This window comes from Microbacterium hibisci (genome assembly GCF_015278255.1).
Classification (GTDB): Bacteria; Actinomycetota; Actinomycetes; order Actinomycetales; family Microbacteriaceae; genus Microbacterium; species Microbacterium hibisci.
The window spans coordinates 59,492-75,189 of sequence record NZ_JADIJC010000007.1 but is presented as its reverse complement, the minus strand read 5'-3'; the positions used below and the strand labels follow the sequence as shown (position 1 = coordinate 75,189).

The 15,698-nt window shown below is 70.0% G+C and carries 11 protein-coding genes; 5 read left to right on the top strand and 6 right to left on the bottom strand.

Annotated elements, in window-relative coordinates; translation table 11 throughout:
- The first annotated feature begins 63 nt into the window (after window positions 1–63).
- Window positions 64–1,977 (top strand): glycoside hydrolase, encoded by a 1,914-nt coding sequence (locus IM770_RS13695; RefSeq protein WP_203581713.1) that lies wholly within the window; start codon window positions 64–66, stop codon window positions 1,975–1,977.
- 71 nt (window positions 1,978–2,048) lie between these two features.
- Entirely contained in the window at window positions 2,049–3,242 is a 1,194-nt protein-coding gene (locus IM770_RS13690; protein ID WP_203581712.1) for a hypothetical protein, read from the top strand.
- Here the strand turns inward: IM770_RS13690 and IM770_RS13685 are convergent.
- The gene (locus tag IM770_RS13685) at window positions 3,188–4,195 is read right to left on the bottom strand and encodes a LacI family DNA-binding transcriptional regulator (protein ID WP_203581711.1); all 1,008 of its coding nucleotides are present in this window, start codon (window positions 4,193–4,195) and stop codon (window positions 3,188–3,190) included. The two genes, IM770_RS13690 and IM770_RS13685, sit on opposite strands and share 55 nt — an antisense overlap.
- A gap of 104 nt (window positions 4,196–4,299) precedes the next feature.
- Here IM770_RS13685 and uxaC point away from each other — a divergent pair, with 104 nt between their 5' ends.
- From uxaC to IM770_RS13670, 3 genes are read left to right on the top strand one after another with little or no spacing between them, the layout of a single operon-like run.
- Window positions 4,300–5,775, top strand: coding sequence for a glucuronate isomerase (gene uxaC, locus IM770_RS13680; RefSeq protein ID WP_203581710.1), 1,476 nt, complete (start codon window positions 4,300–4,302; stop codon window positions 5,773–5,775).
- Between the two features lie 5 nt (window positions 5,776–5,780).
- On the top strand, window positions 5,781–7,007 hold the full coding sequence (gene manD, locus IM770_RS13675) for a D-mannonate dehydratase ManD (protein WP_203581812.1): 1,227 nt from the start codon (window positions 5,781–5,783) through the stop codon (window positions 7,005–7,007).
- Window positions 7,008–7,020: 13 nt separating this feature from the next.
- Window positions 7,021–8,997, top strand: a complete 1,977-nt coding sequence (locus IM770_RS13670) for an alpha-glucuronidase (RefSeq protein WP_203581709.1) — start codon at window positions 7,021–7,023, stop codon at window positions 8,995–8,997.
- A gap of 77 nt (window positions 8,998–9,074) precedes the next feature.
- Here the strand turns inward: IM770_RS13670 and IM770_RS13665 are convergent, their stop codons facing one another.
- The 5 genes from IM770_RS13665 to IM770_RS13645 form a co-directional block, all read right to left on the bottom strand.
- The gene (locus IM770_RS13665; RefSeq protein WP_203581708.1) at window positions 9,075–9,761 is read right to left on the bottom strand and encodes a glycosyltransferase; all 687 of its coding nucleotides are present in this window, start codon (window positions 9,759–9,761) and stop codon (window positions 9,075–9,077) included.
- A 29-nt stretch (window positions 9,762–9,790) separates the two neighbouring features.
- Window positions 9,791–11,833, bottom strand: coding sequence for a beta-galactosidase (locus IM770_RS13660; protein WP_203581707.1), 2,043 nt, complete (start codon window positions 11,831–11,833; stop codon window positions 9,791–9,793).
- Window positions 11,834–11,927: 94 nt separating this feature from the next.
- Window positions 11,928–13,610 carry an ABC transporter substrate-binding protein gene (locus tag IM770_RS13655; protein WP_203581706.1) on the bottom strand — a complete coding sequence of 561 codons (1,683 nt, stop codon included), beginning with the start codon at window positions 13,608–13,610 and terminating at the stop codon, window positions 11,928–11,930.
- Window positions 13,611–13,642: 32 nt separating this feature from the next.
- A complete protein-coding gene (locus IM770_RS13650) occupies window positions 13,643–14,569 on the bottom strand; it encodes a carbohydrate ABC transporter permease (protein WP_203581705.1) in 927 nt (308 codons plus the stop codon).
- A gap of 17 nt (window positions 14,570–14,586) precedes the next feature.
- Entirely contained in the window at window positions 14,587–15,615 is a 1,029-nt protein-coding gene (locus tag IM770_RS13645) for an ABC transporter permease (RefSeq protein WP_203581704.1), read from the bottom strand.
- Window positions 15,616–15,698: the final 83 nt, after the last annotated feature.

Sequence of the window (15,698 nt, the reverse complement as noted above, 5' to 3'; positions counted from 1 at the left end):
TACGTTAACGTTTACATCGGTGCGATAACGTTTACATCGGCCGAGCAGATTCAAGGGAGAACTGTGAGAAAGACACTGTCGTTACTCGCGGCCGCAGGCCTGGTGGGCGCCGGCTTGGCCGCTGCCCCCGCTGCCTCGGCCGACGTCATCACCGGGATCGACCTGCAGCCCGAGAGCGCCCAGCAGACGATCGACGGCTTCGGCTACTCGGCCGCCTTCCAGCGGACGCACCGGCTCAACCTGCTCTCGGACGAGAAGAAGGCCGAGGCCGTCGAGCTGCTGCTCGGCGACTCGGGAGTCGACCCGTCCATCCTCCGCCTCGGCATCGGCGGGCAGTCGACGCCGCCGTACGACTGGATGCTCTCAATTCAGCCGACCGACCCGGGCGGCCCGGCCGCGGAGCCGAACTACCAGTGGGACGGCTACGACAACGGGCAGGTGTGGTTCGCGCAGGCCGCCGAAGCGGCCGGCGTCGAGTACATCTACGGCAACGCGTGGACGGCGCCGGGGTACATGAAGACCAACGGCAACGCCGCTTCCGGCGGCGTGCTGTGCGGCCTGTCGGGTACGAACTGCGCCAGCGGCGACTGGACGAAGGCCTACGCCGACTACCTCGTGGCGTGGGCGGACTTCTACAAGCAGGAAGGCGTCGAGATCGACGGCCTGGCCTTCACGAACGAGCCGGACTACACCTCGAGCTACGAGTCGATGCGGTTCACTCCGACGCAGGCGGTCGAGTTCACCAAGAAGTTCGGACCCATCGCGGATGCCGCAGGCTACGACGTGCTCTGCTGCGAGTCGTTCGGCTGGAACCAGGGCAAGAACTACCACGCGGCGATCCGGGGCGACTCGGAGGCCAGCCAGTGGGTCGACACACTCACCGCGCACTCGTACGCCAGCCGCTCGGACTCGCCGTACGAGACGGACGGGTCGCTCTGGATGTCGGAATGGGCCTCGTCGTCCAGCGGGACGTTCAACGCGAACTGGGACAGTGCGAGCCCGCTCCAGACGGACGGCCTCCAGATGGCCGACCACATGATGGACGCACTCACGAAGGCCAACGTCACCGGCTATCTGTGGTGGCTGGGCGTCAGCCAGGGCGGATCCGTCTCGCTCATGGTGGTCGACGTCGACAACGACACCTACCAGGTCTCGTCGCGCCTGTACGGCATGGCCGCCTTCAGCCGCTTCGTGCGGCCGGACGCGGTGCGGTTCGACGCCGTGCACGCCATCCCCGGACTCAAGGTGGCGGCGTTCGACAACGCCGACGGCTCGCGAGTGGTGCAGCTCCTCAACAGCGGCACCGCACCCGTCACCACCGACATCGACCTGGACGCGCAGCCGACCGCCTACCTGAACGACCAGACCCACCAGCTGGCCGCGGTCGACGGGATCGCCACCACCGTGGACGGGAAGACCGACCTGGTCCTCCCCGCCCGCTCGCTCGTGACCCTGGTGGTCGAGCCGGGCGGCGAAGGGACCGGCATCCCGATCGAGGCCACCGTGCCCGAGCCCACCGAGCCCGGTTCGCTGTCGCTGACAGTGGCGGACTACGGCGACGGCGTCGTGCTGTCCGAGGCCGGCAACGCCGGGGACCGCCTGCGGTTCACGGGTGCGCTCCCGGCCGTGACGGTCACCGACTCGCGCAACGCCGATCAGGCTGGCAGCGGCGGCTGGTCGGTCTCGGGCCAGTCGTCCGACTTCACGGCGGGCACGACTGTGCTGGATGCGGGGCACCTCGGCTGGAACCCCAGGCTCGCGACACCGCGCAGCGGCGTCACGGCGGGGGCCGCGGTCGCCACTCTCCTCGCGGGCGGTGAGGGTCTGGCCGACCCGCACCTGCTCGGCGAGGCGACCGGGGAGGGACGCTTCGGTTCCACGGAACTGGGCGCCGACCTCTCGCTCGAGGTGCCGGTGGACACCGCACCCGGCACCTACAAGGGCACCCTCGCGATCACCCTCTTCCCCGAGGACTGATCGGGCGCCCGACACCCGCGGCCGGCCGGGGGCACCCGGCCGGCCGCACCCCATCCACAGAGGAACACGCGATGAATGTCCCCCATCCGCTTTCCCGCACCGTCGTCGTCACCGTGGCGGCGGCCCTGCTCGTCGCTTCGGCCGCGCCCGCGCACGCGGACGACGCCGCACCCGAGACCACGTGGTCTCTCACGCCTGCCACCGCCGAGGGCCCGGACTCCCGCGTCTCGCTGCGGCACGTGATCGACGCCGGCCAGAGCGTCGACGACTTCGTCACCCTCACGAACTTCAGCGCGCACCCGGCGACGTTCGACGTCTACGCGAGCGACGGCATCGTCGGCGCGAGCGGCGACTTCGACCTGCTGCCGCCCGGCGAGACGCCGGTCGACGGCGGCGCCTGGATCACCGTCGGCGCCGTGGAGAGCGGCTCGGCCGACGGCGGAGTCCTCACCGTCGAGGTGCAGCCCGAGTCGTCCCTCACCATCCCGCTGACCATCGCGGTGCCGGCCGACGCCACCCCCGGCGACCACCCGGCCGGCGTCGTGGCGCAGTTCGTGCCGGAGGGAGACGGGCCCGTCCAGATGGCCAACCGCGTCGGCGTCCGCGCACACCTGCGCGTCGGCGGCGACGTCGTCGCCGCGATCGCGCCGACGCTCGTGTCGGCGACGTACGAGCCTTCGTGGAACCCGTTCGCACCGGGGATCCTGCGCATCGAGCATCGGCTCGAGAACTCGGGCAATGTGCGCCTCGGCGCCGACACCCGCACCACGGTGACGGGTCCGTTCGGGCTCGCCCCGGCGGACGCAACCGCCCAGATCCGCGAGGTGCTGCCGGGCCAGACGACGCCGTCCGCCGAGCGCCTCGAGGTCTGGCCGCTCTTCGTCGCCCTCGGCGGGATCACCGTCGATCCCCTCGTCGTGGGCGAAGACGACGTCGTCGCCCCCGAGTCCTCGACCTCGTCCTTCACCGTGGTGACGGTGCCGTGGGCGCAGCTCGCGCTGCTGCTGCTCCTGGCGGCGGCCGTCGCGCTGGCGATCCGGCTGCGTCGCCGCTCGCGCGCCGACGTGCAGCGCCGCATCGACGAAGCCGTCGCGCGCGCGCGTGAAGAGACCGCCGCCGGCGCGGACGCCGGGGCGTCGACAACGAGTGCAGGCGCCGACGCCGGGACGTCGACAGGGACCGCGGGCGCGGACGCCGGGGTGCGCGCGCCTCAGTCGCCCGAGCGGGGCGCCGCGGTCGACGAACGCACCGCGAGCGTCGGATGAACCGATCGATGGAGCGACTCGGGCGACGACTCCGCCCCGTCGATGCGGTCGATGAGCAGCCCGATGGCCGCGTCGCCGAGCTCGCGCAGATCGGCGCCGACGCTGGTGAGCGGCGGGGTCACCAGGCCCGTGACGTAGGTGTCGTCGAAGCCGACGAGGCTCACCTCGTCGGGGACGCGGACGCCGGCCTCGGTCCACTGCGCGAGCAGGCCGAGCGCCACGAAGTCGTTGTAGGCGATGACGCCGGTCGCGCCCGTGGCGAGCACGTCGGCGGCGACGGCTCGGCCGCCGTCGGACGTGGGAACGCAGTCGGCGATTTCGACGAGCTCCAGACCCTCGAGCCGGGCAGCGGCCGTCGTGATGCCGAGCGCACGCCGCGCCTGCGACCACGAGCGCACCGGGCCACCGACGTACGTCAGCCGCCGGTGCCCCAGCCCGTAGAGATGCTCCACGGCTTGGCGCGCCGCGGCGTCCTCGTCGATCGTGACGGTGGGCGTGGTCGGCGCTCGATCACCGAGGTCGCGGTTGATGAGGACGCACGTCGTCGCCTGCGCGATCTCGGCCAGCCGGTCGTCCGTCAGGCGCGAAGAGGCGAGGATCAGACCGTCGATCTGCGACCGCAGGGCGCGGACCTCCTCGTCCTCGACGTCGGCGCGCTCGGTCGTGTCGACGACGACGAGCCCGTAGCCCCGCTCGCGGCACACCACCTGAGCACCCTTGGTCATCGACGCGAAGTAGGGGTTCTCGATGTCGGGCACGACGAGCGCGACCACCCCAGTGCGGCCGCGCCGGAGGCTGCTGGCGGCGCGATTGGGCCGGTAGCCCAGCTCGTCGACCGCGGCGAGCACGCGGTCCCGCGTGTCGTCCGACACGCGGTGCGGTTCGCGCAGCGTGCGCGAGACGGTCGCGATCGAGACGCCGGAGCGCGCCGCGACGTCGTGGACGGTCACCATAGCGCGTCCCCCCATGTCGGAACCGGACCCATTCTCGCCGAGCGGCGCCGGGAAATCGTGATGAACACTAGAGTAATAACGTTTACACACAAAGGAGTGCATCGATGACACCTGCCGTTTCCGGGACCCCCGACGGCTGGTCGCTGCATCCGGATCGTGCGCTCCCCGCCGATCCCGTCGCACGCCCGCTCGCCCGCCGGATCCTCGATGCGACGGAGCGGCTCCCCATCGTCTCGATGCACGGGCACGTCGACGTCGACATGCTCGCCGACGACACGCCGTTCACCGATCCGTCCGCGCTGCTGATCACGCCCGACCACTACCTGGTGCGCATGCTGGTGTCGCAGGCGACCTCCCCCGGACCCGTGCGCGACTCGGGCGTGCGGTCGGCCGCGGACCTCGGCGCCGGCATCGGGGACGTCGAGCGCGACCCCCGCGTCATCTGGCACCGCTTCTGCGCGGGCTGGCCGGCGTTCCGCGGTACGCCGACGAGGTACTGGCTCGAGCACGTCCTGGTCGAGGTGTTCGAGGCGCCCGCGCCGCCCTCGCCCGAGACGGCCGACGCCCTCTACGACCACGTGGCGGAGCGGCTCGCACGCCCGGAGTACCGTCCGCGGGCGCTGTTCGAGCGGTTCGGCCTCGAGGTGATGGCGACGACGGATGCCGCGACCTCCCCGCTCTCGTCGCACGCACGTCTCGCCGCCGACGGCTGGGGTGAGCGCGTCGTCCCCACCTTCCGCCCCGATCCGCTGCTCGAGCCGGCACGACCGGACTGGAGCCGGCAGCTCGCCGAGTTGAGCGAACGGGCGGGCATCGACGCCCACGACTACGACGGGTTCCTCGCCGCGCTGCGCGAGCGGCGCCGCGTCTTCATCGCCGCGGGCGCGCGCGCCACCGACCACGGCCACCTCAGCGCCGACACCACCCCGCTCGACCGCGCCGACGCGCGGCGGCTGTTCGACCGGGCGCGCCGCAGCGAGCTCGGCGCCGCCGAAGCGGCCTCCTTCACGGCCGACATGCTCTTCCGGATGGGCGAGATGTCGGCTGACGACGGCCTCGTGATGCAGCTGCACCCGGGCGTCCTCCGCGACCACGACCGCGGGGTGGCGGTCCGCCACGGCCACGATCTCGGCTACGACATCCCCGTCGGCGCCGAGTTCACCCGCGCGTTGCGTCCCCTGCTGGAGGCGTTCGGCCACCATCCCCGCTTCCATCTGATCGCCTTCACCGTCGACGAGACCACGTACTCCCGCGAGCTGGCACCGCTCGCGGGCGTCTACCCCGCGCTGCGCCTGGGCGCGCCGTGGTGGTTCCTCGACTCGCCGGACGCCATGCGCCGCTTCCGCGAGGCCGTCGTCGACACCGCCGGACTGCGGAACACGAGCGGGTTCGTCGACGACACGCGCGCGTTCTGCTCGATCCCGGCGCGGCACGACCTCGCACGGCGCATCGACGCCGGCTACCTCGCACGCCTGGTCGCCGAGCACCGGCTGGATCTCGACGAGGCCGTGGAATCGGCGATCGACCTCGCGTACCGGCTTCCCCGCGAGAGCTATCCGTCGCCGCGGGGCGACGCATGACCGGCGTGCGGATCCGCTCCGCCGAGGTTCTGGTCGCGAGCCCGTCGCGCAACTTCGTGACGCTCCGGCTCACGACGGAGGACGGCATCGTCGGGCTGGGCGACGCCACCCTCAACGGGCGCGAGCTCGCCGTCGCGTCCTACCTCCGGGACCACGTGGCGCCGCTCCTCATCGGTCGCGACGCCCACCGCATCGAGGACACCTGGCAGCTCCTCTATCGCTCCGCGTACTGGCGCCGCGGTCCGGTCACCATGAGCGCGATCGCCGCGGTCGACATGGCGCTGTGGGACATCAAGGGCAAGCTCACCGGCCTCCCGGTGTACCAGCTGCTCGGCGGCGCCTCGCGCACGGGCGCGCTCGTGTACGCACACGCCTCGGGCGCGGACCTCGACGACCTCGCCGACTCCGTGCACGCGCGCATCGAAGAGGGGTACAAGGCGATCCGCCTGCAGGTCGCGATCCCCGGCATGGGCGGCGGCTACGGGATCTCGTCGGCGCGCGCCAGCGGCGGTCGCTACACGTACGAGCCCGCCAAGCGGGCCGGCCTGCACGTGGAGGAGGGCTGGGATTCGAGCCGGTATCTGCGCTACCTGCCCACGATGTTCGAGTGGGCACGGGCCGAGTTCGGCCCCGAGGTCATGCTGCTGCACGACGCCCATCACCGGCTCACTCCCGTCCAGGCGGCGCGGCTCGCGAAGGACCTCGAGCCGTACGACCTGTTCTGGCTCGAAGACGTGACCCCGGTGGAGAACCAGGAGTCGCTGCGGATGGTGCGACAGCACAGCACGACTCCCCTCGCGATCGGCGAGGTGCTGAACTCGGTGTGGGACTTCCGCACGCTCGTGCAGGAGCAGCTGATCGACTACGTCCGCGCGTCGGTGACGCACTCAGGCGGCATCACCCACCTCAAGCGGATCTTCGAGTTCGCCGGGCAGTACCAGATCCGCTCCGGCAGCCACGGGCCCACCGACATCTCTCCCGTCGGCATGGCGGCGGCGCTGCACCTCGACCTCGCGATCCACAATTTCGGCATCCAGGAGCACATGGCGCACGACGGGCTCGCCCACGAGGTGTTCCGAACCAGCTACACGTGGGACGACGGCGCGATGCACCCGGGCGACGCCCCTGGGCTGGGCGTCGAGTATGACGACGACGCAGCCGCGCGCTTCCCCTACGAGCCCGCCTACCTGCCCATGGCGCGCCTCGTCGACGGGACCGTCCATGACTGGTGAGGAGACACGAACCATGACCGAAGAGCACCCGATGTGGCTGCCGCTCGCCGCCACCGCCGCGCTGCAGGGACTCGCCGCCCTGATCACGGGCGAGGGCGTGCTGCTCGACACGGTTCGGCGAGAAGCCGAGGCGGCCGGCGCCCTGCCCGCCGATGACGCCGCAGACGCCGACGTGCTCGTCATGCCGGCGGACGCGGCATCCGTTCTCTGGAGCGGATCCCTTCCGCTGGACGACCTCGGTGACGAGGGATTCGTCCTGGCCGCCCGCGACGGACGCGCGATCGTGGCGTACGGCGGACCGCACGGCGCACTGTACGGCTGGTTCGCCCTCGTGCGCGCGCTCGCGCGCGGCCCCCTCGCCGACACGACGGAGCGGCAGGTGCCGCAGCACCGCCTGCGCATGCTCGACCACTGGGACAACGTCGCCGTGCATCCGCACATGGGCCAGGTCGAGCGCGGCTACGCCGGCGGATCGATCTTCTACGACGACGGCGAGCTGCGCGAGGACCTGGCGCGCGTGGAGCGCTACGCGCGACTGCTGGCGTCGATCGGCATCAACCGCGTGACGATCAACAACGTCAACGTCGGGCGCCGAGAGGCGCGGCTGCTCACCGACGACCTCGGGTCGGTCGAGAAGCTCGCCGCGATCTTCCGCCCATGGGGCATCCGCGCGCACCTCTCGGTGAACTTCGCGTCGCCGCTGACGCTCGGCGACCTCGAGACCTCCGATCCCCTCGACCCCGGGGTGCAGGAGTGGTGGCGCCGGGCGACTGCACGCGTGTACGACCGGATCCCCGACTTCGGCGGCTTCCTCGTGAAGGCCGACTCGGAGGGGCAGCCCGGGCCGTACGCGTACGGCCGCGACCACGCCGACGGTGCCAACATGCTCGCGCGTGCACTGGCACCCTTCGGCGGCCTCGTGCACTGGCGCGCCTTCGTCTACAACCACCGGCAGGATTGGCGCGACCGCAAGACCGACCGGGCGCGCGCGGCGCACGACACGTTCGCGCCGCTGGACGGGCGCTTCGACGACAACGTGATCCTGCAGGTCAAGTACGGGCCCCTGGACTTCCAGACCCGCGAACCCGTGTCGCCCACGATTCCCGCGATGACCCGCACGCGCGTCGCGCTCGAGCTGCAGGTCACGCAGGAATACACCGGTCAGCAGCAGCACGCGGTCTACCTGGGCACGCAGTGGAGCGAGATCCTCTCGTGGCGGCCGCGCGGCGACGACGGTCCGGCGCTCTCGGACGTCGTCCGGGGCGGCGTGGCGGCGGTCGCGAACATCGGCGACGACCGCTTCTGGACGGGGCACCCGCTCGCCCAGGCGAACCTCTACGCCTACGGACGCCTGGCGTGGGACTCGACGCGGGACGCCGGGGAGATCCTCGACGAGTGGATCGCGCTAACCTTCGGATCCGACCAGGCGCTGGGCCGCGGCATCCGCTCGCTCCTCGACGATTCGTGGCGAACGTACGAGTCGTACACCGCCCCGCTCGGGGTCTGCTTCATGGTCAGCCCCCTCAACCGGCACTACGGGCCCGACGTCGACGGGTACGAGTACTCGCAGTGGGGCACGTATCACTTCGCCGACCGGGACGGCATCGGCGTCGACCGCACCGTCGCGACGGGCACGGGCTACGCGGGGCAGTACCCCGAGCCGTGGCGGTCGACCTACGAGTCGCTCGACACGGTGCCGGACGAGCTCATCCTCTTCTTCCATCACGTGCCGTACACGCACCGGCTGCACAGCGGCACGACGGTGATCCAGCACATCTACGACACCCATTTCGCCGGCGTCGAGCGCGCGGCCGAGATGGCGGAGGCGTGGGACGCGCTGAACGGGCTGGTGCCCGCGGACGTGTGGTACCGCGGCCGCGAGCGGTTCGCCGAGCAGCTGCGGTCGGCGACCGAGTGGCGCGACCAGATCAACACGTACTTCTGGCGCAAGTCGGGCGTGCCCGACGCGCACGGCCGCACGATCTACTGAGCCGGGGCGGCGGACGGCGCGGGGCGGGGCGGGCGGATGTCGTGGCGCCGCCCACGCTCGGCGGCCGGGCCGCGGTGTCAGCCCTCGGGAGTGACGAAGCGTGCGCGGATGTCGGCGGTCATGGCTTTCGCGTTGATCACCGCGAACGCCGCGAAGAACACCCCGAGGAGCGCGAGCACCCAGTCCGACGTGAACGTGACGATCGCGGCGGCGATGAGCAGGTAAGAGAAGGCGCCCAGGGTGACCAGCGGGCGCGCCGCCAGGTAGTAGAGCGCGAGGCGCGCGATGTCGCGCGCACGGAACGAGAAGAACGATGCGATGACGAGCGCGTTCGCGGTCCAGAGCGCGAGGATCACCACGAAGACGATCGCGGCCACGACGAAGAACCCGTCGACGCCGACGGCCGCGCCGTAGGCGATCGTGATGCCCAGCACCGTCGCGAGGGCGAGCGCCGGCACCCACACCCACAGCACGTCCACGACGTTGCGTACGTACGCCTTCCAGAAGTGCGGCCACACGGTGAGCTCGTCCGAGCGCGCCGCGATCGTCGACATCGCCGCCGAGAAGGCGGGGCCGACGGGGACGAGGCACAGGGCGTAGAGCGGCAGGTTGCTGGCATCGCGCTCGAGCAGCAGCAGGCCGAGGAAGGCCGGCGCCGCAGCGAGCAGGAAGCACGCCTCCACGAGCAGGAACCAGTACACGACCCCGGTGGCCCGGCCGAGGATTCCGCGCCGCGGATCGGGGGCCCCCGCCTCTCGTGTCATGTGATCCATCCTGCCCGGACGGGAGTCGCTCACGAGACCGCACCATCCGCCGTCTCGACGACGACGACCCCGGTCGCCGGCACCGCGAGCGGACCTCCCGCGGCGACCGCGCGCCCCGTGAGCAGATCGACGCCGTCCCACGGCGAGGTCACCCGCACCGCCTCGGCGCCGTGGTTCAGCAGGAACTCGTAGCGCCGGCCGTCCACCACGCGGCTCGTGTGCTCGAGGTCGCGCACGTCCGCGAACGCGCCCAGGCAGCCGCGCTCGGCGAGCGCGTGGCGCACGACCCAGTCGACGCCCTCCTGCGCGAGGACGCTGCCGACGTACCAGGCGCTCCCCTCGCCGACGTCGTTGCGCGTCACCGCGGGCGTGCCGTCGTAGAAGTCCGTGGTGTAGAAGCCGACGGGCTGCGCGCCCTGCGGGATCACGAGGTCGAAGACGTGGTGCGCGGGGACGCGCAGCTCGGGTTCGCCCGGCAGCAGCAGCGCCACCTCGTTGACCTGCTCCGGCGGCAGCGAGTCGGTCTCGTCGACGCGCACACCGCAGAGCTCCCCCAGCGGGCCGGGCACGTCCATCAGGAAGGCGTTGTCGTCCTCGTCGACGCGGCCCGACATCACGGTCGTCACGACGGTGCCGCCGCGGCGGGCGACGCCGTCCAGCCGGGCGGCGACATCCCCCTTCAGCATGTGGAGGAACGGCGCGAACACCACGTCGTAGCCCGACAGGTCGGCGGTGGCCGCCACGACGTCCACGACGGCCCCGGCCTGCCACAGCGCCTCGTAGTACGACACCAGCTGCGCCTCGTACCCGACCGCGCGGCTGTAGCCGTCCGACATCTCCAGCGCCCACCACGAGTCCCAGTCGAACAGCAGCGCCACGCGCGCCGGTGTGCGGCCCCCGAGCAGCCGATCGCCGACTTTCTCGAGCTCGGCACCCAGCGTGGCCACCTCGGCGAACGCGCGCGTGTCGGTGCGACCGGCGTGATTGAGCACTGCGCCGTGGTACTTCTCCGAGGCACCTCTGCTGTGGCGCATCTGGAAGAAGAGCACCGAGTCCGAGCCGTGGGCGACGGCCTGCCACGACCAGAGCCGCATCTGCCCCGGGCGCTTCACCGGGTTGTAGTTGCGCGTCGCGGTCATGGTCGGCGTCTGCTCCATGAGCCAGAACGGCTGGCCGTCCTTCAGGCCGCGCATCAGCGAGTGCGACAGCGCCATGCGCGAGACCGGCGAGCCGTCGGTCGGGTAGTTGTCCCACGAGGCGAAGTCCAGGTGCGGCGCCCACCGGTGGTAGTCGAGGTGGCGGTAGATCGCCATCATGTTGGTGGTCACCGGCAGGTCGGAGTGGGCCCGGATCGCCTCCTTCTCCTCGCGGAACGACCGCAGGATGTTGTCGGTGTTGAACCGCAGGTAGTCCAGGGTGATCCCCTGGAAAGCCGTGTGGTTCGGACCGCGCCAGTGCTCCGAGAGCATGTTCGGCGGCACGATCTGCTCCCAGTCCGTGAACCGGTGCGACCAGAAGTCGGTGTTCCACGCCTCGTTGAGCCGGTCGAGCGACCCGTGTCGCTCACGCAGCCAGAGACGGAACTCCGCCGCGCACAGGTCGCAGTAGCACTGGCCGCCGTACTCGTTGTTGACATGCCAGGCCACCACCGCCGGATGTCCCGCGAAGCGCTCCGCGATGCGGGAGGCCACCGCGACGGAGAGCCGACGGTAGGCGGGCGACGAGGCGCACGCGTTGTGGCGGACGCCGTAGAGGTGGCGGCGGCCCTCGAAGTCGGTGCGGCAGACCTCGGGGTAGCGGTGGGCGAGCCAGGGCGGAACGGCCGCGGTGCCGGTCGCCAGGCAGACCTTCCTGCCTTCGGCGTGCGCGCGGTCGAGGATGCGCTCCAGCGTCGACAGGTCATAGGTGTCCTCGTCGGGCTGGGTCAGCGACCACGTGAACACCCCGACGGTCAGCAGGTCGATGCGCGCGAGATCGAACGCGCGGTAGTCCTCGTCCCACACGGCGTCCCCCCACTGCTCGGGGTTGTAGTCGCCGCCGTACGGGATCTTGTCGAGGGCCGGGAGGGTCACGTCACGTCTCCAAAGGGGTCGGGGTGGGATGTCCGGAATGGGGATGCCGCGGCCCCGCGCCGTCGAGGGGGCGGGGCCGCGGCATCCGTCGTCGTCAGCCGTTGTTCTCGGCGTAGCGCTCCTGGGCGCTGTTGACGATGTCGAGATACTGCGTCATGTTCATGCCGTCGAGCTCGGTCACGTACGCGTCCCACTCGTCGAGCGAGCGCTGACCGAGGATGAAGGCCGCGGTGTTCTGGTACACGTGGTCCTTGAGCGCCGACTGGTAGAGCGAGACCTGCTCGCGCTCCACCTCGCTCAGCGGCGCGGGCGGCGGAAGCTCGAGGATCTTCTTCGTCGACATGTCCTCGACGAAGGTGAGCGCCTCCTCCGGGAGCATCGAGCGGTCGAGGTCGACCGACGAGCCGTGGACGAGCATCCAGACGCCGTTGGAGAAGCCGTAGTCGGCCTGGAGGTTCTCAGGCGCCCCGGGGTTGATGCCCATCGCGGTGATGTCCGCATCGAGCACCCGCTTGCCGTCGCTCTCCTTCGCGTAGGTCTCGCCCTCGACGCCCCACTTGGCGAACTCGAGGCCCTCGTCGGAGTAGTACAGCCAGTCGAGGAACTGCAGCAGCGCGAGGAAGTTCTCGGACTCCTGCACCTCGGACGACAGCATGAAGCCGCTCACGAGCCGCTGGCCCGCCTGGAAGTTGTCACCGGCGGGACCGGCCGGCACGCGGATGAGCGAGAGCTCGCCGTCGGTGCCGAGCTCCTCGAGCGTCTGGCGGTAGCCGATGATCTCCTGGTTGTTGGTGCCGACCGACAGCGCCTGTCCCGAGGCGACCTTCTGCTTGGCCTGGTCGTCGTCCTGCGTGAGCGCCTCGGGGTCGAGCAGCCCGTCCTCGACGAGCGACGCGTAGAACTCCACGAGCTCCTTGTACTCGTCGGTCGCGCCGGTGTACACGAACTCCTCGCCGTCCCACGTGAGGCCCTGGCTGAAGTTCCAGCCGGCGCTCGTGCCGAAGTTCGGCGCGACGAAGGCGAGCGTGCCCTCGATCGGCCCGTTCGCCGACCAGCGGTCGGTCATCGGGTAGAGGTCGGGGTACGCCTCCTTGACGGTCTCGAGCTGGTCGCGGAAGTCGTCGAAGGTCTCGGGCTCGAGGCTGAGGCCGAGCTCCTCCCAGATGTCGGAGCGCACCGCGAAGGTGTACTCCGGGCGGGGCTCCTCGCGGAAGCCGGGGAACAGGTAATACTTGCCGTCCTCCTGGCGCAGCTGGTCGAGGTCGGCCTCGAGGCCCCACTTCTCGACCTTGTCCATGTAGTTCGGCATGTACTGCACGAAGTCGCTGGCGGGCAGGATCGCGCCGCCCGCGACGAACGCCACTTCCTGACCGGGGTACGTGACCGACACGATGTCGGGCGCATCGCCCGCGCCGATGACGAGCGACTTGCGCTGATCCCACTCGCTGAGCGGCGCGCTGACGATGTCGAAGGTGACGTTCTGGTTCTTCTCCAGCTCGCTGAGGATCAGCCAGTTCTCGTCGAGCGGGTAGTTCGGGTGGTCGCGATAGAACAGTCCGAACTCGACCGCCTCGGTGGCCGAGAACGTGTCGCCGACGCCGTAGTCCTCCATCGCGCCGACGTCCTTGCCGGTGAAGTCGAACTCGCCGGCCTCGGTCTCGCCGCCGCCGTCGTCGCCGGAGGAGCCGCAGCCGCTGAGCACGAGGCCGCCGGCCGCGAGCACGGCGACCGCCATGAGGGCGCTTCGGCGCGCCCTCCGCGTCACTTGCTGTGTCATGGGGGTTTTCCTTTCTGGGGGTGGGGACGACGTCACTGCTTGACGGAGCCGAGCATGACGCCGGACACGAAGTACTTCTGGATGAAGGGGTAGAGGCAGACGATGGGCAGCACGGTGAGGAGCATCGTGACGGCCTTGACGTTCGAGGCGACCTGGGTCGCCTCGCCCCCGCTGCTGCCCGCGCCGAGACTCTCGGTGCCCGTCGCCGCCGCGAGGAGATTCCTCAGGTAGACGGTGACCGGATACAGCTCGGCTTTGTCCATATAGAGGAACGCGGCGAACCACGAGTTCCAGAACGAGACCGCGTAGAAGAGCACCATCGTCGCGATGACGGCCTTGCTCAGCGGCAGCACGATCTTCCAGAGGATGCCGTAGGTCGTCAGCCCGTCGATGGCCGCCGCCTCTTCGAGGTCTTCGGGGAAGCTCTCGAAGAAGGACTTCATCACGAGCAGGTTGAACACGCTGATCGCGTTGGGGATCACGATCGCCCAGATGGTGTTCTTGAAACCGAGCGTGTTGATCAGGATGTAGTTGGGGATCAGGCCGCCGTTGAAGAACATCGTGAACACCGCGAGCCCGATGAAGAATGCGCGACCCTTGAGGTCCTTCTTGGAGAGGGCGTACGCGAACGTCGTCGTGAGCGCCATCGCGATCACGGTCGCCACGACGGTGTACAGCACCGTGTTCCCGTAGTTGCGCCAGAAGAGCGGGTCGCCCATGACGTACCCGAACGTCGTCACGTTGAAGCCCTTCGGGATCAGGTTCACCTGTCCCGAGTTGATGTAGGCCTCGGAGCTGAACGCCTGCGCGACCACATTCAGGAAGGGGTAGAGCGTGACGAAGCAGATGACGAGGATCAGCGTCGCATTGACGACGCGGAACACCGTGTAGCTGCGCGAGTCCTTGATGCCGGCCTGCTTGGACGGGCGGAAGATGCGGTTGGACATGCGGCGCGGCATGGTCCGGAGGCTTTCGGTCACCACAGGCTCGTCCCCACGGCTCGGCGCGAGATCGCGTTGGCGGTCAGGATCAGGGTCAGGCCGATGAGCGCCTCGAACAGACCGATCGCGGTCGCGTACGAGAAGTTGCTCGAGATGATGCCGACCCGGTACAGGTAGGTCGAGATGACATCGGCCGTCGGATACAGCAGCGGGTTGTAGAGCAGCAGGATCTTCTCGAAGCCCACCGCCATGAACGTCCCGATGTTGAGGATGAGCAGCACGATCATCGTCGGACGGATGCCCGGCAGCGTCACGTGCCAGATCTGCCGCCACCGATTCGCGCCGTCGATGCGCGCGGCCTCGTAGAGCTGCGGATCGATCGTGGTCAGCGCCGCGAGGTAGAGGATCGTGCCCCACCCGACGGTCTGCCAGATCTCGGACCCGACGTAGATCGTCGGGAACCACTGCGGCAGCTGCATGAAGGGTATGGGCTCGCCGCCGAGGAACTCGATGCCCTGGTTGATCGAGCCGCGCAGCGCCGTCAGCTGGAGCACCATGCCGGCCACGATGACGACAGACATGAAGTGCGGCAGGTACGAGATCGACTGGGCGATGCGCTTGAACGCGCCCGAGCGCAACTCGTTGAACATCAGCGCCAGGATGATCGGCAGCGGGAAGACGATGAGGAGTGTGAGCCCGCCGAGCAGCAGGGTGTTCCCGAACGCACGCCAGAACGTCGGGTCGTTGATGAAGAGCTCGACGTAGCGCAGGCCCACCCACTCATCGCCGAACATGCTGCCGCCCGGGCGGAACCGGCGGAACGCGATGACGTTCCCCGCCATCGGGATGTACCGGAAGATCAGCAGGAAGACCACGGGGAGGATGAGCAGCGTGTAGAGCCGCCAGTCCTTCTTGAGCGCCTTGCGCCAGGTGCGGCGGGGTGCGCGCCGTGGCTTGCGGTCGCGCCGTCCGCCGGCAGGCGACCTGCCCGACTCCCGCGCTTCCTCTTCCTCCGCGCGCAGCTCGATCGCATCCGCGATCACGAGGTTGCTGTTGACCGACATACGCTCCCTTGCGGCTGTCCGGAGACGGTGTCACCGAGTGTTGATGCTGGTGCGAAAGTTTCGTCTTCCGCTTCGATACATGT

Coding starts and splice junctions, on each gene's coding strand:
- IM770_RS13690 (WP_203581712.1), top strand. CDS start 2,049: ATGAATGTCCCCCATCCGCTTTCCCGCACCGTCGTCGTCACCGTGGCG.
- IM770_RS13685 (WP_203581711.1), bottom strand. CDS start 4,195: ATGGTGACCGTCCACGACGTCGCGGCGCGCTCCGGCGTCTCGATCGCG.
- uxaC (WP_203581710.1), top strand. CDS start 4,300: ATGACACCTGCCGTTTCCGGGACCCCCGACGGCTGGTCGCTGCATCCG.
- IM770_RS13670 (WP_203581709.1), top strand. CDS start 7,021: ATGACCGAAGAGCACCCGATGTGGCTGCCGCTCGCCGCCACCGCCGCG.
- IM770_RS13665 (WP_203581708.1), bottom strand. CDS start 9,761: ATGACACGAGAGGCGGGGGCCCCCGATCCGCGGCGCGGAATCCTCGGC.
- IM770_RS13655 (WP_203581706.1), bottom strand. CDS start 13,610: ATGACACAGCAAGTGACGCGGAGGGCGCGCCGAAGCGCCCTCATGGCG.
- IM770_RS13650 (WP_203581705.1), bottom strand. CDS start 14,569: ATGCCGCGCCGCATGTCCAACCGCATCTTCCGCCCGTCCAAGCAGGCC.
- IM770_RS13645 (WP_203581704.1), bottom strand. CDS start 15,615: ATGTCGGTCAACAGCAACCTCGTGATCGCGGATGCGATCGAGCTGCGC.